The 19,660-nt window shown below is 73.3% G+C and carries 15 protein-coding genes and 2 pseudogenes; 9 read left to right on the top strand and 8 right to left on the bottom strand.

From position 1 onward, the window contains the following. Positions 1-53: 53 nt before the first annotated feature. Positions 54-1,280: a hypothetical protein gene (locus tag IO40_RS0107715; protein WP_137017082.1), complete on the top strand. Its 1,227-nt coding sequence runs from the start codon at positions 54-56 to the stop codon at positions 1,278-1,280. A gap of 85 nt (positions 1,281-1,365) precedes the next feature. Here the strand turns inward: IO40_RS0107715 and IO40_RS0107710 are convergent, their stop codons facing one another. Together IO40_RS0107710 and IO40_RS0107705 are read right to left on the bottom strand one after the other, a co-directional pair. Further along, positions 1,366-1,863 carry a PPOX class F420-dependent oxidoreductase gene (locus tag IO40_RS0107710; protein WP_030407117.1) on the bottom strand — a complete coding sequence of 166 codons (498 nt, stop codon included), beginning with the start codon at positions 1,861-1,863 and terminating at the stop codon, positions 1,366-1,368. Positions 1,864-2,098: 235 nt separating this feature from the next. Next, the gene (locus IO40_RS0107705; protein ID WP_106967410.1) at positions 2,099-2,677 is read right to left on the bottom strand and encodes a TetR/AcrR family transcriptional regulator; all 579 of its coding nucleotides are present in this window, start codon (positions 2,675-2,677) and stop codon (positions 2,099-2,101) included. 130 nt (positions 2,678-2,807) lie between these two features. On the opposite strand from IO40_RS0107705, the gene IO40_RS0107700 reads away from it, so the two are divergent. The 5 genes from IO40_RS0107700 (at position 2,808) to IO40_RS0107680 (ending at position 9,692) form a co-directional block, all read left to right on the top strand. Continuing rightward, positions 2,808-4,292, top strand: a complete 1,485-nt coding sequence (locus IO40_RS0107700) for an FAD-dependent monooxygenase (protein ID WP_031175119.1) — start codon at positions 2,808-2,810, stop codon at positions 4,290-4,292. A 383-nt stretch (positions 4,293-4,675) separates the two neighbouring features. Continuing rightward, the gene (locus IO40_RS0107695) at positions 4,676-5,389 is read left to right on the top strand and encodes a GntR family transcriptional regulator (RefSeq protein WP_031175118.1); all 714 of its coding nucleotides are present in this window, start codon (positions 4,676-4,678) and stop codon (positions 5,387-5,389) included. A 52-nt stretch (positions 5,390-5,441) separates the two neighbouring features. Beyond that, on the top strand, positions 5,442-6,596 hold the full coding sequence (solA, locus tag IO40_RS0107690) for an N-methyl-L-tryptophan oxidase (RefSeq protein ID WP_031175117.1): 1,155 nt from the start codon (positions 5,442-5,444) through the stop codon (positions 6,594-6,596). Between the two features lie 453 nt (positions 6,597-7,049). Beyond that, positions 7,050-8,507 carry a sodium:solute symporter family protein gene (locus tag IO40_RS0107685; RefSeq protein WP_016466962.1) on the top strand — a complete coding sequence of 486 codons (1,458 nt, stop codon included), beginning with the start codon at positions 7,050-7,052 and terminating at the stop codon, positions 8,505-8,507. A 24-nt stretch (positions 8,508-8,531) separates the two neighbouring features. Beyond that, positions 8,532-9,692: an NAD(P)/FAD-dependent oxidoreductase gene (locus tag IO40_RS0107680; protein WP_031175116.1), complete on the top strand. Its 1,161-nt coding sequence runs from the start codon at positions 8,532-8,534 to the stop codon at positions 9,690-9,692. A 95-nt stretch (positions 9,693-9,787) separates the two neighbouring features. Here the strand turns inward: IO40_RS0107680 and IO40_RS0107675 are convergent, their stop codons facing one another. Both IO40_RS0107675 and IO40_RS0107670 read right to left on the bottom strand, forming a co-directional pair. Then, the gene (locus tag IO40_RS0107675) at positions 9,788-11,251 is read right to left on the bottom strand and encodes a sialate:H+ symport family MFS transporter (RefSeq protein ID WP_031175115.1); all 1,464 of its coding nucleotides are present in this window, start codon (positions 11,249-11,251) and stop codon (positions 9,788-9,790) included. A 129-nt stretch (positions 11,252-11,380) separates the two neighbouring features. After that, positions 11,381-12,337: a dihydrodipicolinate synthase family protein gene (locus IO40_RS0107670; protein WP_030407124.1), complete on the bottom strand. Its 957-nt coding sequence runs from the start codon at positions 12,335-12,337 to the stop codon at positions 11,381-11,383. Between the two features lie 166 nt (positions 12,338-12,503). Here IO40_RS0107670 and IO40_RS0107665 point away from each other — a divergent pair, with 166 nt between their 5' ends. After that, on the top strand, positions 12,504-13,262 hold the full coding sequence (locus tag IO40_RS0107665; protein ID WP_031175114.1) for a FadR/GntR family transcriptional regulator: 759 nt from the start codon (positions 12,504-12,506) through the stop codon (positions 13,260-13,262). 3 nt (positions 13,263-13,265) lie between these two features. Here the strand turns inward: IO40_RS0107665 and IO40_RS0107660 are convergent. From IO40_RS0107660 to IO40_RS0107650, 3 genes and pseudogenes are all read right to left on the bottom strand, one after another. Next, positions 13,266-14,396, bottom strand: a pseudogene (locus IO40_RS0107660) (sialidase family protein); the annotation flags it as partial. Between the two features lie 199 nt (positions 14,397-14,595). After that, the gene (locus IO40_RS0107655; protein ID WP_016466956.1) at positions 14,596-15,168 is read right to left on the bottom strand and encodes a DUF6328 family protein; all 573 of its coding nucleotides are present in this window, start codon (positions 15,166-15,168) and stop codon (positions 14,596-14,598) included. A gap of 299 nt (positions 15,169-15,467) precedes the next feature. Further along, a complete protein-coding gene (locus IO40_RS0107650) occupies positions 15,468-16,046 on the bottom strand; it encodes a TetR/AcrR family transcriptional regulator (RefSeq protein WP_031175112.1) in 579 nt (192 codons plus the stop codon). Positions 16,047-16,235: 189 nt separating this feature from the next. On the opposite strand from IO40_RS0107650, the gene IO40_RS0107645 reads away from it, so the two are divergent. After that, positions 16,236-17,735 (top strand): MFS transporter, encoded by a 1,500-nt coding sequence (locus IO40_RS0107645; protein WP_016466954.1) that lies wholly within the window; start codon positions 16,236-16,238, stop codon positions 17,733-17,735. A gap of 32 nt (positions 17,736-17,767) precedes the next feature. On the opposite strand, the gene IO40_RS0107640 is transcribed toward IO40_RS0107645, so the two are convergent. Beyond that, positions 17,768-18,379, bottom strand: a complete 612-nt coding sequence (locus IO40_RS0107640) for a nucleotidyltransferase domain-containing protein (protein WP_030407128.1) — start codon at positions 18,377-18,379, stop codon at positions 17,768-17,770. A gap of 278 nt (positions 18,380-18,657) precedes the next feature. On the opposite strand from IO40_RS0107640, the pseudogene IO40_RS33295 reads away from it, so the two are divergent. Next, positions 18,658-19,484: pseudogene (locus IO40_RS33295) on the top strand (SigB/SigF/SigG family RNA polymerase sigma factor). Positions 19,485-19,660: the final 176 nt, after the last annotated feature.

Here is a 19,660-nt window from a genome sequence, read left to right as displayed (position 1 = left end):
GCACCGGGGAATTTCCGTCGCGGCGCCACCTTTTCACTCCATAGGGTGAGGCCGTGGACGAAACGAACGGGACGATGCCGGAACCGGATCTCGCCGAGCGCGCCGAACTGCTGCTGGGGGCGCCGCTGGGACGGCAGTTCCTCGGGACGTTCGCCGACGACTGCCTGGAGGACACCTTGTTCGCGGCGCTCGGCCTGGGGGACGTGCCGGGGACGCTGAAGTTCGCCGTGGAGGAGACCCCCGAAGGCGGCACCCGGACCCGCACGCTACGGCGCCGCAAGCGCAGGGACTGGCGCGACGTGCACGCCGGGGAGGTGCGCGCCGTCCTGCGGGAGACCGTCGCCAAGGGGGAGTGGCGCTCGCTGGGGGAGCTGTCCGAGGCCGCGATGATGGAGCGACTCTCCGGCGTCACCGAGTCGTTCGGCTTCGGGGGCGGCGATGTCGCACTGTGGCGGCTGACCGCGTCGGCCGCCGGGGAACTGCGGCCGGTCGCCGAGGCGCTGGCCGCGGCACCGGCGACGGCCTGGTGGTGGGACCCCGTCGAGCTGACGGACCAGCGGCAGCTCGTGTGGGAGGGCTGGCACGGCGAGCAGCACGCCGGAAGGGGGCTCTTTGGTGTGGAGGCGGCCATGCGCAGCGAGATGGCGCGGCGGCACGCCCGGAACGAGCGGGACGCCGGGCGAACGAAGGGCAAGCGCCGCCGCCGCGGGGCACCCCGCCCAGGCGAGCGCAACCTCGGGGCCACCTGGTGGTCGGCACCGGACTTCGCACCCGGCACATGGACCACCGGCCCGCGCGGCGGACTCCCCGCCCTCGAACTCGGCCACTTCATCGACACGTTCTTCCCCTTCGGCGAGTCGGCCGCTTCTGTCGCCCGTCTCACCCTGGACGCCGGGGCGCGGGTGGCCGAGATCCGCGGCCCCCGCGACTGGCAGCGGCTCGTCTCCCGCTTCCCCTGCGAGGTGACGAGCAGTCACGACGGGGAGTGGCGGGACTGGGGCGACGTGGACGGCCCCTGGTACCTGCCCGACTGGGCGGCGGTCGCCGGGCACTACGACGGGGTGCACGTCACGGTCGGCGGCTTCCTCGCGACCTGCGGGCTGGCCCAGCCCGTCGGGGACGGTCACACCATGCTGGCGGGATGGGTGCCGGACGCGACGCTGTGGCTGCGGGACGTCGTCACGGACCACCGGCCCCTCGGTGTGTGGCGCGGCGACCCGGACGACTGCGGGGAATGGGAGGAGATCCTCGCGGGCTGGTGGCCGCACACCCCGGAATGAGACGAAGTGTCAATCACCCGACGCCCCGGCGATCCGGCCCGGCCCGCGCGGAGGCGTCGGGCCGGGCCGGACGGGTGACGTGCCGTCAGCCGAGCCTGGCTCCGTACACGTGGTCGACCTTCATCGTCATCAGCACCCTGCGGTCGGTGACCATCGTCGCCCGGTACTCGTCCCAGTCCGGGTGCTCCCCGGCGGCACGCCGGTAGTACTCCACCAGAGCGTCGACCTCCGCTCCGTGCGGATCGGTGCCCGGCCCCACGAGTTCCGCCGTGCCCTCGGCGGTGGCCCACTCCCGCCCGTCGGGGCCGGTGACCTCCAGCGAGGCCCGGGGGTCCCGGCGCAGATTGGCGGTCTTGGCCCGCCCTTCGGTCATCGACACATGAAGGGTGTCGGTATCCCGGTCGTAGAAGGGCATGACGGGGGAGAGCTGGGGCCGGCCGTCCGCCTTGATGGTGGCCAGCACGCCCAGCCTCGCCTCCGCGAGAAGTGCGCGCGGGTCGAAGGGCGCGGCGGGTGTCCCGCCGGCCGGCCCGGCGCCGGAGGCCGGATCCTCCCCGTCCTTCCGGGGGCGCTGTGCGTTCACTGCTTCCTCCTTGCGGGTCTGCGGAACTGCTCGGTCGCCGCCGTGCGGCCGTCTCCGCCGTCGCCGGGGCTCGCCCCGGGCCGGCGTCCGGCCCCGGCCCGGGGGCCGTGGCCGTCACCCGGCGCGGCTCCCCATCATCGCCTCCCGCGGGTGGACCGGCGCCGGAATGGAAGGTTCCGCTCGTGGGCCGCCCGCACCTGCCGTGCGGGCGGTGGCCGGCCTTCCCGGGGCGGCGTCAGGGCAGGGCCTCGGTCACGTAGCGCTGCACCGTGGGGGCCAGCCAGTCGATGACCTCCGTGCGGGAGAGGGCCACGGTCGCGGGGAAGCGCAGCACGTAGCGGGTCAGGGCGAAGCCCAGGAGCTGGGAGGCGACCAGGGCGGCCCGGGCGGGGGCCCCGTCCGGGTCGGCGGTCACGGCCCGGACGGCGGGGACGAGCTGGTCCTGGAAGATGAGCCGCATGCGTTCGGCCCCGGCCTGGTTGGTCGCGCCGACGCGCAGCACCGCGGTCAGAACCTCGTTCTCCTCCCAGACGGCGAGCAGGTGCGCCACCATCGTCCGGCCGATGTCCGTGTGCGGGACGGTGGTCAGGTCCGGCAGCCGCAGATCGATGGCGACGGCGGCGGCGAACAGCCCCTCCTTGTTGCCGTAGTACCGCATCACCATGGACGGGTCGATGCCGGCGTCCTTGGCGATGGCGCGGATGGTGGCGCGCTCGTAGCCGTCCGCCGCGAAACGCTCGCGGGCGGCGTCGAGGATCGCGGTCCGGGTCGCGTCGGAGCGGCGGGGGCGCGGGGCGGGGTGCTTGCCGTCAATCACGTGCACGAGAGTATGCCCACGACTGTGGGCCAACAAGTGTTGACCGCTCCTGGAAGGGCGGGCTACCTTGGAGACAAGGTGGTCAACAAGTGTTGGCCAACCGCTGTTGGCACCCGGGAGGTCCCCGATGAGCGACTCCTTCGGCACGAGCGGCACCACCGGCCCCGACGTGATCGTCGTCGGCGCCGGCCCCACCGGTCTCCTCCTGGCGGGCGACCTGGCGGCGGCCGGTGTCCGCGTCACCCTCCTGGAGAAGCGGGCGCAGGAGATCAGCAACCTCTCCCGGTCGTTCGTCGTGCACGCCCGCACCCTCGAACAGCTCGACGCGCGCGGCCTCGCCAGTTCGCTGGAGGCTGTCGGGCGGCCCCTGTCGCGCGTGCGCCTCTTCGGCCGGATGACCTTGTCTCTCGACACCCTGCCCAGCACCTTTCCGCACCTGCTCGTCGTCCCGCAGTACGAGGTGGAGAAGGTGCTGCGCCGGCGCGCCGCCGACGCCGGGGTGGACTTCCGCCACCGGACCGAGATGACCGGACTCTCGCAGGACGCGACCGGTGTCACCGTCAGCACGCGTGATGCGGCCGGGCACCCGGCGGAGCTGCGGGCCTCCTACGTGGCGGGCACGGACGGCATGCGCAGCGCGGTACGCGCCGCCGTCGGCCTGCCCTTCCCCGGGCGTTCCGTCATCCGGTCCGTCGTCCTGGCGGACGTCCGGCTCGCCGAGGAGCCCGAGTCCCTGCTGACGGCCGCGGCCAAGAAGGACGTCTTCGCCTTTCTCGCCCCCTTCGGCGACGGCTACCACCGCGTGGTGGCCTGGCACCGGGGCCGCGACGTGCCCGACGACACGCCCCTCGCCCTCGACGAGGTCAAGGAACTCACCCGGCTCGCCCTCGGCCGGGACTTCGGCATGCACGACGCCCGCTGGATGTCCCGCTTCCACAGCGACGAACGCCAGGTGCCCGCCTACCGCGTCGGGCGTGTCTTCCTCGCCGGTGACGCCGCGCATGTCCACACCCCCGCCGGAGGACAGGGCCTCAACACGGGGCTCCAGGACGCGGCGAACCTCAGCTGGAAACTGGCCCAGGTCCTCGCGGGCCGCGCACCGGAATCGCTGCTGGACTCCTACCACGCCGAACGGCACCCCATCGGCACCTCGGTGCTGCGCAGCAGCGGCGGCATCGTCCGTCTGGCCATGGCCAAGACGCCCCCGGCCCGCGCCTTCCGCGCGGCCCTCACCACCTTCCTCGGCGCCGTCGGCCCGGCCCGCCGCATGCTGACGGGCCGCATTACCGGCATCGGCTACCGCTATCCGTCACCCCGCGGCGCCCACCGCCTGGCCGGCACCCGGGTGCCCGATGTGGCGCTCGCCGGAGGGGGCCGTCTGCACGAGGCCCTGTGCGGCGGCAGGTTCGTACTGATCCTGCCGGGGAAGGGGCGTGCCGGAACGGACGCGTCCGCCCCGGTGCACGTCGATCCGGACCGGCTGACCGTCGCCCACTGGGCGAGCGACCGCCGTACGGCCCTCCTGGTCCGCCCCGACGGCTACGCGGCCTGGGCCGCGGACGCCGCTTCCCCGGATGCCGTCCGAGCGGCCCTGGCAGCTCACGTGGGCTGAGCCCTCCCGCCGGGCGCCGGAGGGGGCCGCCCGGAGCGGCCCCGGCGCACATGGCGGTCCGTTCGCCCGGACGGTCCCTGTCGCTCGCACCGCTCCGGCCGCGCGGGCTCCCGCGGTGCTGTCGGCCTCGCCGCCGGACACCTATGCGGGACACCGGGCGGACTCCGGCCCGGACTCCGGCCCGGACTCCGGCCCGGATGCCGGGCCGGCGCCGGGTGGTGTCGGTGACGGTGGTGGCGTCGGAGGGGCGGGGCGCGTGGTCGGTGGCTGCCGTCGCCGTCGTACCGGCGGCCTCCGGGGTTCCGGGGGCCGGGTGGGGCGTTTCGCTTTCCCTCGCTGCCGAGGTATTGACCGGTCAATTGAGCCACTACTACGGTCAATTCATGTCAGCACCGTTGTACCTCCGGATCCGCAGCGAGTGGGAAGCCCGCATCAGATCCGGGGAACTGCCGCCCGGCACCCGGCTCCCCACCGAGGCCGAGCTGCGGGAGCAGTACGGGATCGGCCGCGCCACCGCGCAGCGGGTCCTGCACGAACTGGCCCAGGCGGGGCTCGTCGAACGGCACCGCCGCCGGGGCACCTTCGTGGCCGACAGCGTCCGCAAGGAGAACCTGCTCCGCTTCGTCAACCCCCGGCTGACCGGCCCGGAGATCCCGGGACGGCACGAAGTGCGGCACGCCGCCGTCGTACCCGCGGCGCAGGTGACACCCCCGGTACCCGCCCTGGACGGTGAGACGCCGGTGCACCATCTGGTCCGCCGCAAGTTCGACGCCGAGGAGACCCCTCTCGCCCTGGAGTACACGACCGTCCCCTTCGCGCTGGCCCCGCGCCTGCTGGAGGAGGACCTGGCCCATCTGACCGTGATCTCGTACTTCCGCGCCCAGCAGGTGCCCGTCGCCACCTCGCGGATGTACCTCGACCCCGTTCTGCTCGACGCGGGCGACGCCGAACTGCTCGACTGCGAGCCCGGCGTCCCCGTACTGCGCCAGCGCCGTCTCACCTGGCTGGAGAACGGCGAACTCGCCGAGTCGGCCGCCTACCTGATGCGGCCCGGACTCATGGAGTTCTACATCGAGCAGTCGCTCCGCGACGAGTGACGACCACCCCACCCCCGTACCGCGTGTCCGCACGCTCCCCGAAGGAGCTTTCATGACGGCATCGGCGCCCCGTGTGGCGATAGTCGGAACCGGCGTCATCGGCGCCATGGCGGCCTGGCAGCTCGCCGCGCGAGGCGCACACGTCCTCGCCTTCGACAGCCACGGCCCCGGGCACGACCGCGGCGCCTCGGCAGGCGAGTCCCGCATCTTCCGCACCGTCTACAAGGAGGGTGCCTCCTACGTGCCCCTGCTGCGCCGGGCGCACCGGCTGTGGCGGGCCCTGGAGGCCGAGAGCGGCCGAGCGCTGCTGACGATGTGCGGCGGCCTGACGATCGGATCGCCCGACGAGCCCGATCTGGCCGCGGTACGGCGCTGCGCGGACGAGGCGGGTCTTGCCCACGAGGTGCTCGACGCGTCCGCCGCCGCCGAACGCTTCCCGCAGCACCGGCTCGATCCGGACGAGATCGCCTTCCTCGACCCCGACGCGGGCGTCCTGCGTCCCGAACCCTCCGTCCAGGGCGCCCTGGACGCCGCCGCACACCACGGCGCGCGCATCCTCTCCTACCAGCACGTGGAGGAGTACGCCGAGACGGCGACCGGATGGCGCGTCACGGCCCAGGGCGAGCACCACGACGTCGACCATCTCGTCCTCACGCCGGGCCCCTGGGCGCCGCAACTGGCGCCGCTCGACGGTCTTCCGGTGGAGGCCCGGCTGATCACCGCCTGCTGGTTCGCCGCCCGGGACCCGGCAGCCCACCGGCCCGACCGGCTGCCCATCGCGATCCGCCGGCACAGCTCGGCCGGCTTCTCCTGCTTCCCCCTGCTCGACGGGGTGGCCGTCAAGATCGTGCCGCACCACCTCGGCTGGCCCGGCCTGGACAGCCCGGAGGCGCTGCCGCGCGGTGCCGGCACCGATTTCGCGCTGGCCGCCTCGGCGGCGGTCGAACGGCTGCTGCCCGGGCTGATCCCGCATCCGGTGCGCATCAGCACCTACGCGGAGGGGTTCACCCCCGACGAGCACCCCCTCGTGGGCGCCCTCCCCGGTGCCGCGAACGCCACCGTCCTGACCGGTTTCTCCGGGCACGGGTTCAAACTCGCCCCGGTCTTCGGGGAGATCGCCGCCGACCTCGTCATGAGCGGCAGCACCCACCACGACATCGCAGCCCTGGACCCGCGCCGTTTCGCGGCGGGTACGCAGCGGCACTGACCGCCGCCTGCACTCCCCGCCTCCCCGCCTCCGCACCTCACGCCCCCGCACCCACACCCCGCCCCGGCGTTCCGCTTCCCCGGTACCGCTCTCCCCGCACGCCCTACGCCCTCCCCGGTGTGGCCCCGCTTCCCGCATCCCCCTCACGGGCCGCGCCCGCACCCCCGTCCCCCTCCGCCGCACCCCGTCCCCACACCGCGCGTACCGCCCGGTGCGCCATACCCCTCCTGATCCGCACCAGCGTTACCGGTCACCCCCGCTCCCGGCCGGCCGCCCCACCCCTTCCCGCCCCCTGCCCTACCCCCCGGACCGGACCCTGGCCCCCGGGCCTCCGCGCCCGCGTACCCGCTCGGCCCCGGTCGCGCCCGTACCCGCGTCGTCCCCTCCCTCTCTCCCCACCACCCGTGCGCCCCGGCACGTGTGGCGGCCCCGTCATGCCTCTGGAGGCAGGCCATGCCCGGAAACTCCACCGGTCAGATCGTCGCCATCGTCCTCGCGAGCCTGCTCATCATCGCGCTCGGCGCCTTGCTGTCGATGTACTTCGGCAGACGCGCCAAGAACTCGGCCGACTGGCTCGCGGCCCCCGAATCGCTCCCGCTCGGCGTCGTCGTGATCACCCAGTTCGCCACCGCTGTCGGCGGCGGCGTGCTGATCGCGCACGTCGGCATCGCCTACGCGGCAGGCTGGTCCGTGTTCGCGTACGAAGGCTGTGTCCTGCTCGGCTTCCTCGGGCTGACGCTGATCGCCCGGTGGCTGCGCGAGCAGCGGTTCACCACGGTGCCGGACATCATCAGCCGGCTGTTCGGCCACAGCAGGCCGGTCACCGCCCTGGCCGGGGTGGCCGCCCTCATCGTGCCGTTCGGCTGGCTGGCCACCCAGTTCGTCGCCTTCGCCAAGCTGTTCGGCGAGCTGACCGGCATCTCACCCACCGTGCTCGTGCTGGCCATCACCGGTGGCTCGCTCGTCTTCGTGCTCCCGGGCGGGCTGACGTCCGTGGTGTGGACCGATTTCGTCTTCGGCATCTTCAAGATCGTGATGTCGCTCGTGGTCGCCGGCTACGCGCTGCATCTCGCGGGCGGCTGGAGCGGGGTGACCGAGCAGGTGCCCGAACGTCTGTGGCGCCCTTCCGGGGTGACCGCGGTCGGCGGCGAACAGATCTGGCTGTGGGTCGCGGCGATCGTGCCCGGCACCCTGACCAACCAGCTCTACTTCCAGCGGGTGTTCGCCACCAAGAAGGTGTCCGACGCCCGCCGCGGCCTGGTGCTGTCGGGGCTGACCATCCTCGTCGGCGGACTGTACGCGGGCTGCATCGGCCTGGCCGTACGCGCGATGAACCCCGGGCTCGGCAACCCGGAGGACGCGGCGGGCTGGCTGATCACCCGGCTGCCCGCGGTGCTGCTCGTCGTCTACGGTGCCTTCCTCGTCGCGACCATCGTCTCCACCACAGGCGCCGCCCTCCAGTCCGTCGTCGCCAACGTCATCCGCGACCTCTACCAGAACGTGCTGGGCCGGGACCGCGGCGACCGGGGGACGGTGGCGCTCTCCCGCGTCGTGACGGTGCTGGTCGCCGCGCTCGCCGCGGCGCTGGCGATCCTCTTCCCCAGCGCGCTGGACTGGCTGGTGGCCAGCTACGCCTACTCGGCCGCCGCCCTGGCCGCGCCCGTCTTCGGCGGCTACCTGCTGCGCAGGCGGTTCTCCCTGCGGCCGGGCGCCGCGCTGGCCGGCATGCTCGCCGGCGTCGTGGGCTGCGCCGTCGCCCAAATCCTGGGCACAACCGTGCCGTACGCCGTCTACGGCATCGCGGCGTCCGTCCTGGCGCTGCTCGTCATGCTGCTGCCCGGGCTGCCGGGCCGCGCCGTCGCGCCCGTAACCGCCGACAGCGACGAGCTGCTGCCGGCCACCAAGAGCTGACACGAGCCGAAAGGAAGAACACCCGTGCGTGTTGCTGTCGTAGGACTGGGAGTCGTCGGCGCGTCCGCCGCCAGGGCGTTGGCACGGGCCGGTGCCGAGGTGACGGTGTTCGAACGCGCCGCTCCCGCGGCCGGTACCACCGGCACCTCCTTCGCCTGGATCAACTCCCACCAGAAGAACCCGCTGCCCTACCACGAACTGAACGTCGCCGGGATGGCCGAGCACGGTGCCCTCCAGGAGGACGGGGGACAGTGGTTCTTCCGGACCGGCAATCTGGAGTGGGCTGTCGGCGCGGGCCGCTCCCGCCTCGTCGAAGCGGTCGCCGAACTGCGCCGGCGGGGCTACCCCGTGGAGTGGATCACCGCCGGGCAGGCCCGCCGCCTGGTCCCCGACCTGCGCGTCCCGGACGAGGTGACCGACATCGCCTGGTACCCCGAGGAGGGGTACGTGCTGCCGGCCGCACTGCTGGCACGCCTGTGGGGCGAGGCACGGGACCATGGTGCCTCTCTCCGCTGCCCGGAGGAGGTGGTGGACCTCGCCGCCGGCCCGAAGCGGGCCGAGTTGCGCCTGGCCTCGGGGGCGAGGGAGACGTACGACGTGGTCGTCCTGGCGGCCGGCCGCTGGAGCGAGCAGCTGGCCGCACGGTGCGGGGTGACGCTGCCGATGGCCGACCCGGAGGCCGCCGGCTCGGCCACCGTCGGCTTCCTCGGCTACACGGCGCCCCTGGCCACCCGCCTCGACCGGGTGCTGACCACGCCCACGCTGAACGTCCGTCCCGAAGGCGGCGGGCGGCTCGTCGTCCAGGGCCTCGACCTCGACGCCGACGCCGACCCCGCCGCGGTCCCCGGTACGACGGGCCGGCACGCCCGGGAGCTGATCAGCCGGCTGCGCGGGCTGCTGGCCGGTACCGAGGGCGCCCGCCTGGACTCCCTCCGGGTGGGGCAACGGGCCATGCCCGCCGACGGTTTGACGGTCGCCGGGTTCGGCGCCGACGGCTCCGTGTACACGATCGCCACCCACAGCGGCATCACCCTCGGCCCGCTGCTGGGCCGGCTCGCCGCCGAGGAGATCGTCCGAGGCAAGGAGAGCGCCCTGCTCGCCGCGTTCCGGCCGGACCGGTTCACCGGAGTGGACAAGAGCGACCTGGCCCCGCTCACCCCGGCCCGTTTCGCCGGCCAGCAGTGACCGCCACCGGCCCGTCCCCGGGCGGCTGACCGCCGCCGCCCTTCGGCGGGTGACCGGCCGTCCCCGCGGCGGCACATGTGCCGCCGCGGGGACGGTCAGCCCGCCGCCGCCCTGGCCTCCCCGGACGCATCGCCGGCCTCGTGCACCAGATGGTCGGCAGGTGCGTCCGGGTCCTGGAAGCGTGCCAGCCGGCCGGGTACGTCCAGGCCGACCAGCAGCACCACGATCATCGTCCCGGCGAAGGTGAGGATGGCCAGGGACTGGCCCAGATCCATCCCCGAGGCCAGACGGGCGCCCAGCACGGGGGCCACGGCACCGCCCAGGGCGCCGACGTTGTAGGTGAAGCCCAGGGCGGCGGCCCGGATGCGGGTGGGGAAGTGGCCGCCGATGTAGCGCGGCAGCAGTCCGGAGATGCCGAAGCTGGTGGCCTGGAGCACGAACAGCAGGAGGCCGAGCAGCAGCAGGTTGTTCTCCACCGCGAACACCGGGAAGACGAACACCAGGGAGGCCAGCAGCGTGAACGCGTACGCCTTCTTGGTGCCGATCCAGTCGCCCACGAAACCGGCCAGCCAGCAGCCGGCCATGGTGCCGAAGCCCGCGTAGTACAGCACGTCGGTGACCTGGCCGGGCGCATATCCCAGATCCGTCTTCAAGTAGGTGGGCAGCAGGGCCTGGATGGGCCACGAGTACAGGAAGGCGAAGAAGACGGTGACCATCATCGACACGTAGAGCAGCCAGGCGCGCCGCCCGCCCAGCTGCACCGCGAAGGCGATCAGGGCGAGCCCGGCCACCACCGAGAGCACCGGCACCAGGCCCTCGCCCAGCGGGGTGAAGACGGCGAAGAGCGACACCGTGGCGGCCACCGCCAGCACGATGTTGGTCAGGGCTCTGGCGCGGGTGGCGAACAGCGGCCGGAACGGGTTGGGCCGCTCCTCCTCCCCGGCGACCGACTCCTTCCAGTCGGCGGCCTCCGGCAGCGCCCGGCGCATCCACAGGGCCACGACGATGGGCACCAGTCCGATGTAGAACATCCAGCGCCAGCCGAGCGAGGGCACCACCCATTTGTAGACCTCCGCCGCCACCACGGTGCCCACCGAGTAGCCGGAGATCAGGAAGCCGCTGGCCCGGTTGCGCATGCGGACCGGCCAGCTCTCCATGACGTAGGTGGCGCTGGCCGAGTACTCGCCGGCCATGCCCATGCCGATGGCGAGCCGCGCCACGAACAGACTGGTGTAGTCCCAGGCGAGTCCGCAGGCGAAGGTGCCCAACGAGTAGAGCAGGATGCTGACCACCATGGACAGCTTCCGTCCGAAGCGGTCGCCGAGGGCGCCCAGCAGCGCGCCGCCGAGCCAGCGGGTGATGAACGCCGCCGAGACGAGACTGGCCGCCTGCACGGTGTCCAGGTGGAAGTCGTCACTGATCTCGGTGAGCACCAGGGTGATCAGGACGAAGTCGAAGCCGTCGAGCAGGTAGCCGATCCAGGCGGCGAAGAACGCCTTCCACTGGCTGCGGCCCACCTGGCGGTACCAGGGAGGTGTGGAGGGGACGGTGGGGTGCACGGGGACTCCTGGGTGCCGGACGGCTCGCCGTCGAGCCGTCGGGGAGGCCCGCCCCGGCGGGGCGGGGGGGAGGGGAGGGGCACGGTGGCCCTCGGGCGCCCCCGTGGGACCGGGGGCGCGTCGGGAACCTCAGCCGGACAGGAGGCCGGCGGCGGCGAGCCGTTCGCCGACCTCGGCCACCGCGCTGTCGTCCAGCGGGATCTGCGGGAACGCGGTGGCGCCGTGCTCGATGACGCCCAGCAGCCGCAGCGCCGCCTTGAAGGCGCCGAGGGCGGAGGAGCTGCGGCCCATCTGGGCCTCCGGTCCGGCGTCCACCATCGCGAAGAGGCCGGCCAGCCGCTCCTGTTCCCGGGCCGCCCGGTCCCAGTCGCCCGCACGGGCAGCGTCGTACAGCCGCACGTAGCCGGCCGGGTCCACGTTGCCGAGGCCGGGGACGACGCCGTCCGCGCCGGCCAGCAGGGCGGCGTCCACGGTGAGTTCGGAGCCGGTGAGGACACAGAAGCCGGGCGCCGGCCCGGTGCCGCGGCCCGTCCGGCCCCCCAGGGCGACCAGCAGGCGGCGCAGGCCGCCCTCGTCGCCGCTGCTGTCCTTGAGCCCGGCCAGGGTGCCGTCGGCGGCCAGCTCTTGCACCAGGGCGCCGGAGAGCTTGGTGTGGACGGAGACCGGCAGGTCGTAGGCGAACAGCGGCAGGTCAACGCGGTCGCGGATGCGGCGGAAGTGCGCGGCCGTCTCGCGGGGGTGGGTGCGGGTGTAGAAGGGCGCGGTGGCCACCAGCGCGTCGGCCCCGAGGCGGGCGGCGTCGCGGGCGTGGTCCAGCACCCGGGCCGTGGTGGTGTCGATGACGCCCGCCAGCACCGGCACCCGTCCCGCGACGGTCTCGACCACCGTCTCCAGCGCGGTGACCCGCTGCTCGTCGGTGAGGTAGGCGACCTCGCTGGTGGAGCCGAGGGCGAAGAGGCCGTGGACCCCGCCGTCGAGCAGGTGCCCGACGAGCCGGGCCAGCGAGGCGGTGTCGACCTCTCCGTCGGCGTCGAGCGGGGTGCACACGGGCGGGACGACGCCGCGCAGGGGTGCGGTCAGGGGCATGGGGTTCTCCACGGACGTGCTGGACGGTGCGGCCGGCCGCCCGCGTCGGGCGCCCGGCGACCAGACGTATGACGTCTGATGTCGGTACCCTAGGCAGCCCCGCCCCTGCCATCAAGAGGGCGTGGGTCACAATCCCGGTCGGACCACCGGACGAAAGGAAGCGCGCGTGCCACGCACCACCATGTCGGAGGATCTGCAGGCGCGGATCCGGCAGTTGATCCTGGACCGGGGCCTGGGGCCCGGCGCGCCGATTCCCACGGAGCCCGAACTGATGGAACTCTTCGACGTCAGCCGGGTGTCGGTGCGCGAGGCGCTGAAGGCGTTGCAGGCCCTGCGCGTCGTGGAGATCCGGCGCGGCTCGGGCACCGTCGTCGGCTCGCTCTCCCTGGCGCCGTTCGCCGAGGGGCTGGCCTTCCGGGCCGCCGTCCGGCACCGCTCCGGACAGGCCGGCCTCTACGAACTGATGCGGGTGAGGGAAGCGCTGGAGGCCGGCCTGATCGTCAGCGTGGCCGCCTCCGTGCCGGCCGAGGACCTGGAGGTCCTTCAGAGCATCGTCGCCGAGATGGAGCGCGAGGCGGTGGAGGAGGGCCGCATCGCACGGGCCACCGACCGCGCCTTCCACCAGGCGCTCTACCGCTCGCTGGACAACCACCTGCTCAGCGAGGTACTGGACGCCTTCTGGGCCGCCATGGAGAAGGTGCGGGGCGACTTCGACGACGGCCACCAGGATCCGCGGGCCACCTGCGCCCACCACCGGGAGATCGTCGCCGCGGTGGCGGCCGGCGACGGCCCGCGTGCCGAACGTGCCATGCGGACCCACTTCGACGGCATCCGCGAACGCCTGACCGCCGCACCCGGACCGGGAACGGAAACGGGAGCGGCGGCCGGCGGGGCGAGGGCGGCGTCAGCGGCCCGGGGTGCCTGACGGGCAGCCGCCGCCCAACTCGTCCAGGCCGAACGAGGTGTAGGTCAGGTACCGGTAGCCGTCCCGCTCGTACAGCAGCCCGACCCGCCCGTCCGGCAGCACCGTCAGCGTCGAATAGCCCGCCGGGCCGCTGTCGATCACCTTCTTGACCGGCCAGGTCCTGCCGTCGTCGCACGAGAGCTTGACCGTCAGATTGCGGCGCTCGGTGGTCGACTCGGTGTTGCTGAACAGCAGCCACCGTGACCGCGGGTCGCCGGAGGGCGCGTCGGGCGCGTACCGGACGACGGACCCGTTGTTGCCCGGGTCGGGCAGCTGGGTGTCGGCCCGCAGCGGGGTGTAGGTGACGCCTCCGTCGGTCGAGCGGGCGACGGTCCGGTGGGGCGCGGCGCGGTTGTTGAGCATGACGGTGCCGTCGGACAGTTCCACCGTCTTGTTCTCGTCCGCGCCCGGCCCCACCAGTTCGCCGGTCCGCCAGGTGCGGCCGTGGTCGTCGCTGTGGACGCTCGCGGCGTAGTTCTGCCCGTCCTTGCGGACCACGTACTGCTGGATGAGCCTGCCCCGGTGTGCCCCGTGCCGCAGCTGGATGCCCTGGCCCGAAGCGGCGAACGTGCCCGCCCAGGCGGGGTCCTTGACCATCGCCGTGATGCGGCGGTGCCGCCAGGTGACGCCGTCGTCGTCGGAGTAGCTCAGGTCGGTCTGGAGCACGTCCGGATCGCTCTCGTCGTTGCCGGTCGCGGACCCGGCGAACCCCTGGTTGACCGAGGCCGCGTGGAACAGGAAGACCCTGCCCGTCGTCCGGTCGGTGAGCAGGCTGGGGTCGCCGTAGCCCTTGGGTGCCGGATCGGAGCGGACCACTTGCTGCGGGCCCCAGGTGGCGCCGCCGTCCGTGCTGCGGCGCACCACGATCGCGATGTGTCCGGGCAGGTCCGCCAGGGTGGGGCGTGCGTTGTAGGCCGCTATCAGGGTGCCGTCCTCGGTGGTCGTCAGGGCCGGAATCCGGTACTCGGGATAGCCCTGGCCGCGGGTGGCCAGATCGACGGTGGACGACGGCAATTCCCGGGCCGAGGCCGCCCCGGCGCTGCCGGTGCACAGGAGCAGGGCGACCGCCAGGGCGGTGAGGCGCTTTCGCTGCATGGGTGGGTTCCTCGTCTTCGACGTGCTGCACGGACCGGAAGGGGGCGCTCCGGAAGAGGGGCGCACCGCGGAGGAAGCGGAGGGGTGAGATAGGACGTCATACGTCTGATGAGTGTGTCCGACCCTAGAGAAGGGGAACGGGAGAATCAAGAGTGTGCGCAGCGGCCCGCGTTGACGGCGGGGGAGGGGTGGTCGGGCCTCAAGGCCGGCGCCGCTCCCCCGTCCGCCGGGCCGATCGCCGTCGCAACCACAGCGGGAGCGCGTACCAGCACAGGGCGAACCACAGCATGACGCCGCCCACGAGGGATTCCGCCAGCAGGCCGGGGACCACCACGCGCAGGATCAGCAGCAGCGTGCCGCAGATGGTGAGGGACAGCAGCACCATTCCGCACACCATGAGCCGTCCGGCGGCGCGTATCAGATCGTCCTTCATCCGCTGGCCGGACAGAAAGCGGTGGATCGACACCGGGGCGATCAGCGCCCCGGTGGCCGAGGCGCCCAGGACCACGGTGATGGTGTAGACGGCGCGGTCGAACACGTCGAGGTCGCGGAAGAGCGGTGTGAAGGCCACGCTGAGCAGGAAACCGAAGAGGATCTGCACACCGGTCTGGGCGACCCGGGTCTCCTGGAGCGTCTCGTTCCATCTGCGGTTGACGCGTTCGCGGGGCGTCTCGGGCGGCTCGTCGTCGAGTGGTACGGCGGGGGAGGCCGGGGCGGCGGGGGCACGGCCCGGCGGGTCCGTCCGCCGGGTGGGCTCCTCGGTGACGGTCATGGCGTCCTCCTGGTTCGGGAGAACGTCCATGTGCCCGCCGTCGCGGCATGTATGCGACGGCTCCCGGCCGGTGCGACGGCCGGGAGCCGGAGGCGAGTCGGCACCGGCGGCTGTTGGACCAACCGGCCGGTGCCTGCGCGAAGGACGTCACTTTCGCGCACCGCCCCAGGGTGCCGTGCGATTCCGGTCACGGACAAGCCCGGGGGAGCATGTGACCGCGTGGAAGTCGAAACGTTATGGGCCGGTGTCCTGGCAGGCCGGGGTGCCGCGGCGGGTGCGGTGCGCGGAGGCGCGGTGGTTCACGCCGGGGGACGTATGCCGAGCGCCGGGGGTTCGGCGGCGGGGAGTCCGCGCAGCAGGCTGTCGAGGAACAGGTCGAAGCGGACGGGGGCGTCGCCCATGAGCCGCTGCTCCTGGGCGCCGAGCCAAGTGACCAGCGACGTACCGAAGATGTACCAGCTGTGCCATGCCATGCGGGGTGGGGCGCCCGCCGCGGTGAACGCGGAGACGACGGCGTCCTGCATGGTGGTGAAGGCGCGGGAGTGGCGGTGCGGGCGCGAGACGCGGGTGGCGTAGCCGGGGACGGCGAGGAACTCGTCGTGGGCGGCCCAGGCGAGCCGGGCCAGCCAGTCGCGCCAGTTCTCGGCGGTCGGCGGGTCGGTCGGCACGATCTTGTCGATCACGGCTTCGCTGACCAGGTCGATCACCCCGTCGCGTCCCGCCGCCCACCGGTAGAGGGCCGAGTGCGAGACGCCCAGGCGGGCGGCCAACTCCCGCATGGACAGCGATTCCAGGTCGCCCGAGGCCAGCGCGGCCCGCACGATCGCTTCTCTGCTCAGCCGCGGTGGCGGGCCGGGGCGTTTGCCGGAACCAGTCATGACCAGGACTTTACCGAGTCGTGGTGACCGGCTTCCCGGGCAGTGGTGACCAGTGGTCTCTATTAAGTTAGGCTCGCCTTACCTGAAGCTTCCCGGGGTGTCGGTACAGGTTCCTGACGCCTCGTCAGTGAGTCACCGGCGGAACCGCCGGAGCGGCCGGACAGCGCAGCAGAGCGGGAGGGGAGAGCCATGAGCGGGAAGAAGCCGAAGCCGTCACCGCGGCCGACAACGGGGCCGGCAGCGGCGCGGACGCGGGAGCCGGCCGGTCCCCGGGGAGCCGGAAGCGATGCCGCCGCGGGCACGCCCGCGCGGCCCTCCCTGCGCATGCTGCTGGCCTGCGGAGCGCTGTTCCTCGTCGTCCTCGACGCCACGATCGTCTCCGTCGCCCTCCCGGCCATCGGCGGCGAACTCGCCATGGACGGCGCCGCACTCGGCTGGGTGGTCAACGCCTACACCCTGGCCGTCGCCGGACTGCTGCTGCTCGGCGGACGCCTCGCCGACCTGTACGGCACCCGGGCGGTACTCGTGGCGGGGCTGGCCGTCTTCACCCTCGGCAACCTGGGCTCGGCCGCCGCGACACAGCCCGCCGTGCTCGTCACCGCACGCGCCCTCCAGGGCATCGGCGGCGCACTGCTCACCCCCGCGACCCTCACCGTCGTCCACCAGACCCACCAGGACCCGGTACGGCGCACGCGGGCGCTCGGCCTGTGGAGCATGATGGGCGCCGTCGGAGCCGCCGCCGGCACCGTCGCCGGTGGCTTCCTCACCGACACGCTGGGCTGGCGCTCGGTGTTCTGGAGCAAGGTGCCCATCGGCGCCGCCCTCGCCGTACTGGGGCTGGCCGTGCTGCCCCGCCTGGCCGCCGCGCGCGGCACCCGCCGGCTCGACGTGACCGGCGCCCTGCTGGTCACCTGTGGTCTGACCGCGCTCGTCTACGGCGTCGTCACCCTGCGCGACCCCGCGACACGCCCCGGGGCGCGGGCCGCGCTCGTGGCGGCCGTCGTCCTGCTCGCCCTGTTCCTGCTCCACCAGGCCCGCTGGGCACGCGAACCCCTCGTACCGCTGCGGCTGCTGGGCCACCGGTCGGTCGGCAGCGCCAACGTGGTGGTCTTCTGCCTCGGCGTCGCCTACCTGGCCAGTCCCGTCCTGCTCGCCCTCTACCTCCAGCAGGTACTGCACTACAGCCCCAGCCGCGCCGGATTCGGGTTCCTGCCCTGCGCGCTGACCGTGATGCTCGGCGCGCACCTCGCCGGACGCCTCACCCCGCGCCGGGGAGCGCGCCGCACCGCGGCTCTCGGCATGGGCGTGACCGCGGCCGGTTTCCTGCTGCTCGCCAGGGTCGGGGCCCACAGCTCCTTCTGGCCCGACATCGCCGTGCCCTCCCTGGTCTTCGGCCTCGGCGCCGGGCTTGCGTTCACCCCCATCACGGTCTGTGCCACCAGCGGCATCGACTCCTCCCTCACGGGCCTGGCAGCCGGCCTGCTCAACACCACGCGCCAGGTCGCCACCGCACTGGGGGTCGCGGTTTTCACCACCCTCGCCGAGGCACGCGGCGGCGCGGGCGGGTACGCCCTCTCCTTCGGCCTGGGCGGACTCGTCGTCCTGGCCGGTGCGGTGACGGCTCTCCTGTGGCTCCCCGCGGCCGACCGCCCCGGCGCGGGCCCGGCCGGTCCCCGTGGGACGGGGTGACCCGCGGGAGCGCCGGCAGCAGGGCCCGGATGTCACCGCCCCAGACGGTCGTGCCAGGGGTGGTCCCCGTACGCGACGTGCAGGGACCGGGCCAGCCACCGCCGCTGTTCACCGCCCAGGACGGGGAGGGCGGCGGTGAAGTCCCGCTCGTCCTTCTCCCCGGTGCCGTACGCCTTGTAGAACAGCTGGATCTCCGGGGCGAGATAGGGCACGCCCGTCGCACTGCGGGCGCCCGCCAGGCGGAGGGGGCGGCGTACAGCGCGATGCCTCCGGGAGACCCACTCGTCGCCTTCGGCCTCGTCGAGCATGACCTGGATCCGCCACGGACTCGCGGGCCCCGGCCGGCACCAGATGTCGTGGACGGACGGCGGAAGGCACTCGCCGGCCCGCCAGGGACGGAGGGTGCCGGGCGGGTCCGCCGCCCACCACTCCCAGTCCGGCAGCACCTGCTGCGCGGCGAGCTGGTCGCGCCGCAGGAGCAGGACGTCGATGTCGTCGTGTCCCCGGAAGCTGTGGCCGACCGCCAGCTCGATGGCGTGGCCCCCGGCGATCCACCAGGGAACGCGGGCTGCCGAGAAGAGCCGCACCACCTCGGACAAGGCAGCCGGTTCCCACGGCCCCCAGGGCGTCTCGGTGCGCTGCACGCCACGCAGACTACCGGTCACCGTCCCGCGGGCCCGGTGGTGGCCGGCGGTCGCCGGCTCGCACCGTCGGCAGGCGTGTCCTGTGAGGGTGTCTCCCACGGTTGTGAGGTTTGTGGGTGACGGCGCCGGTTAGCAGGCGGGGCATCACGTGCTTGGGAGGACAGGCACATCCGCGGGAGTGAGCGAGAGCGGCCACCCCGGGGTGCGTCCCCCGGCCGTCGGTTCCACCTCCCGCGGTTGTCCCCGTGTCAGCGACATCCGAAGGAGAGTCACATCCCATGAGCGCCGTTCGGTACCGGACCCAGCGAGCCCGTCACCACCATGACGACGCCCCGGACACGGCCAGGGACTTCGAGAGGCTGGCCGCCCTCCCCCAGGGGCCGGAGCGGGAGGAACTGTGCAGCCGGCTGGTGGAGGCGTGGCTGCCGATGGCCCACAGGCTGGCCGCGAAGTACCGCAACCGGGGGAGTCCCTCGAAGACCTGGAACAGGTGGCCGCCCTCGGGCTGGTCAAAGCGGTGAACCGGTACGACCCGGCGATGGGCACGCCCTTCGTGCCGTTCGCCGTACCCACGATCACCGGCGAGATCCGGCGCCACTTCCGCGACCACACCTGGGACGTCCATGTGCCGCGCCGCGTCCAGGAACTGCGCAACAAGGTGAGGGCGGCCGTGCGGGAGCTGAACACCGCCGTCGACGACCGCACCCCGTTCGTGCGGGAAATAGCAGCGCACACCGGACTGTCCGAGGAAGACGTGTCCGCCGGGCTGGAGGCGATGGAGACCTTCCGCTCCCTGTCACTGGACGCCTCGGCCTCCGCCGACTCCGACGACGGCTATTCCCTGGTGGACACCCTCGGCCACACCGAGGCCGCGTACGACACCGCGGTGGCCAGGGAAGCGGTCAAGCCGTGCCTGCGTGAACTGCCCGAACGCCAGCGGAAGGTGCTGTACCTGCGCTACTTCCGCGACATGACCCAGTCCCGCATCGGCAAGGAACTCGGCATCTCGCAGATGCACGTCTCCCGCCTGCTGTCCAAGTCCTGCGAGCGGGTCCGCCGCCAGGTCGAACGCGAGCACCGTCCGGTCCGTGCGCACACCGCCTGACGCCGGTCCGTGCGCACACCGCCTGACGCTGAGGGGGAGGGCCGGGGCCGCGGACGGGCATGCGGCTCCCGGCCCCGCTCGACGCCCCCGCGGCTTCAACCCGCGACTTGAGGGTTGCGCCCTTCCCCGCCCCTGTGCGAGCGCGCGGGGGCGGGGAAAGTCTCCGGGATCACTTC

It is taken from the genome of Streptomyces albus subsp. albus (genome assembly GCF_000725885.1).
GTDB classification, from domain to species: Bacteria; Actinomycetota; Actinomycetes; order Streptomycetales; family Streptomycetaceae; genus Streptomyces; species Streptomyces albus.
Note: the sequence above shows the minus strand (reverse complement) of the source record. Positions and strands in the feature narration are given on the sequence as shown.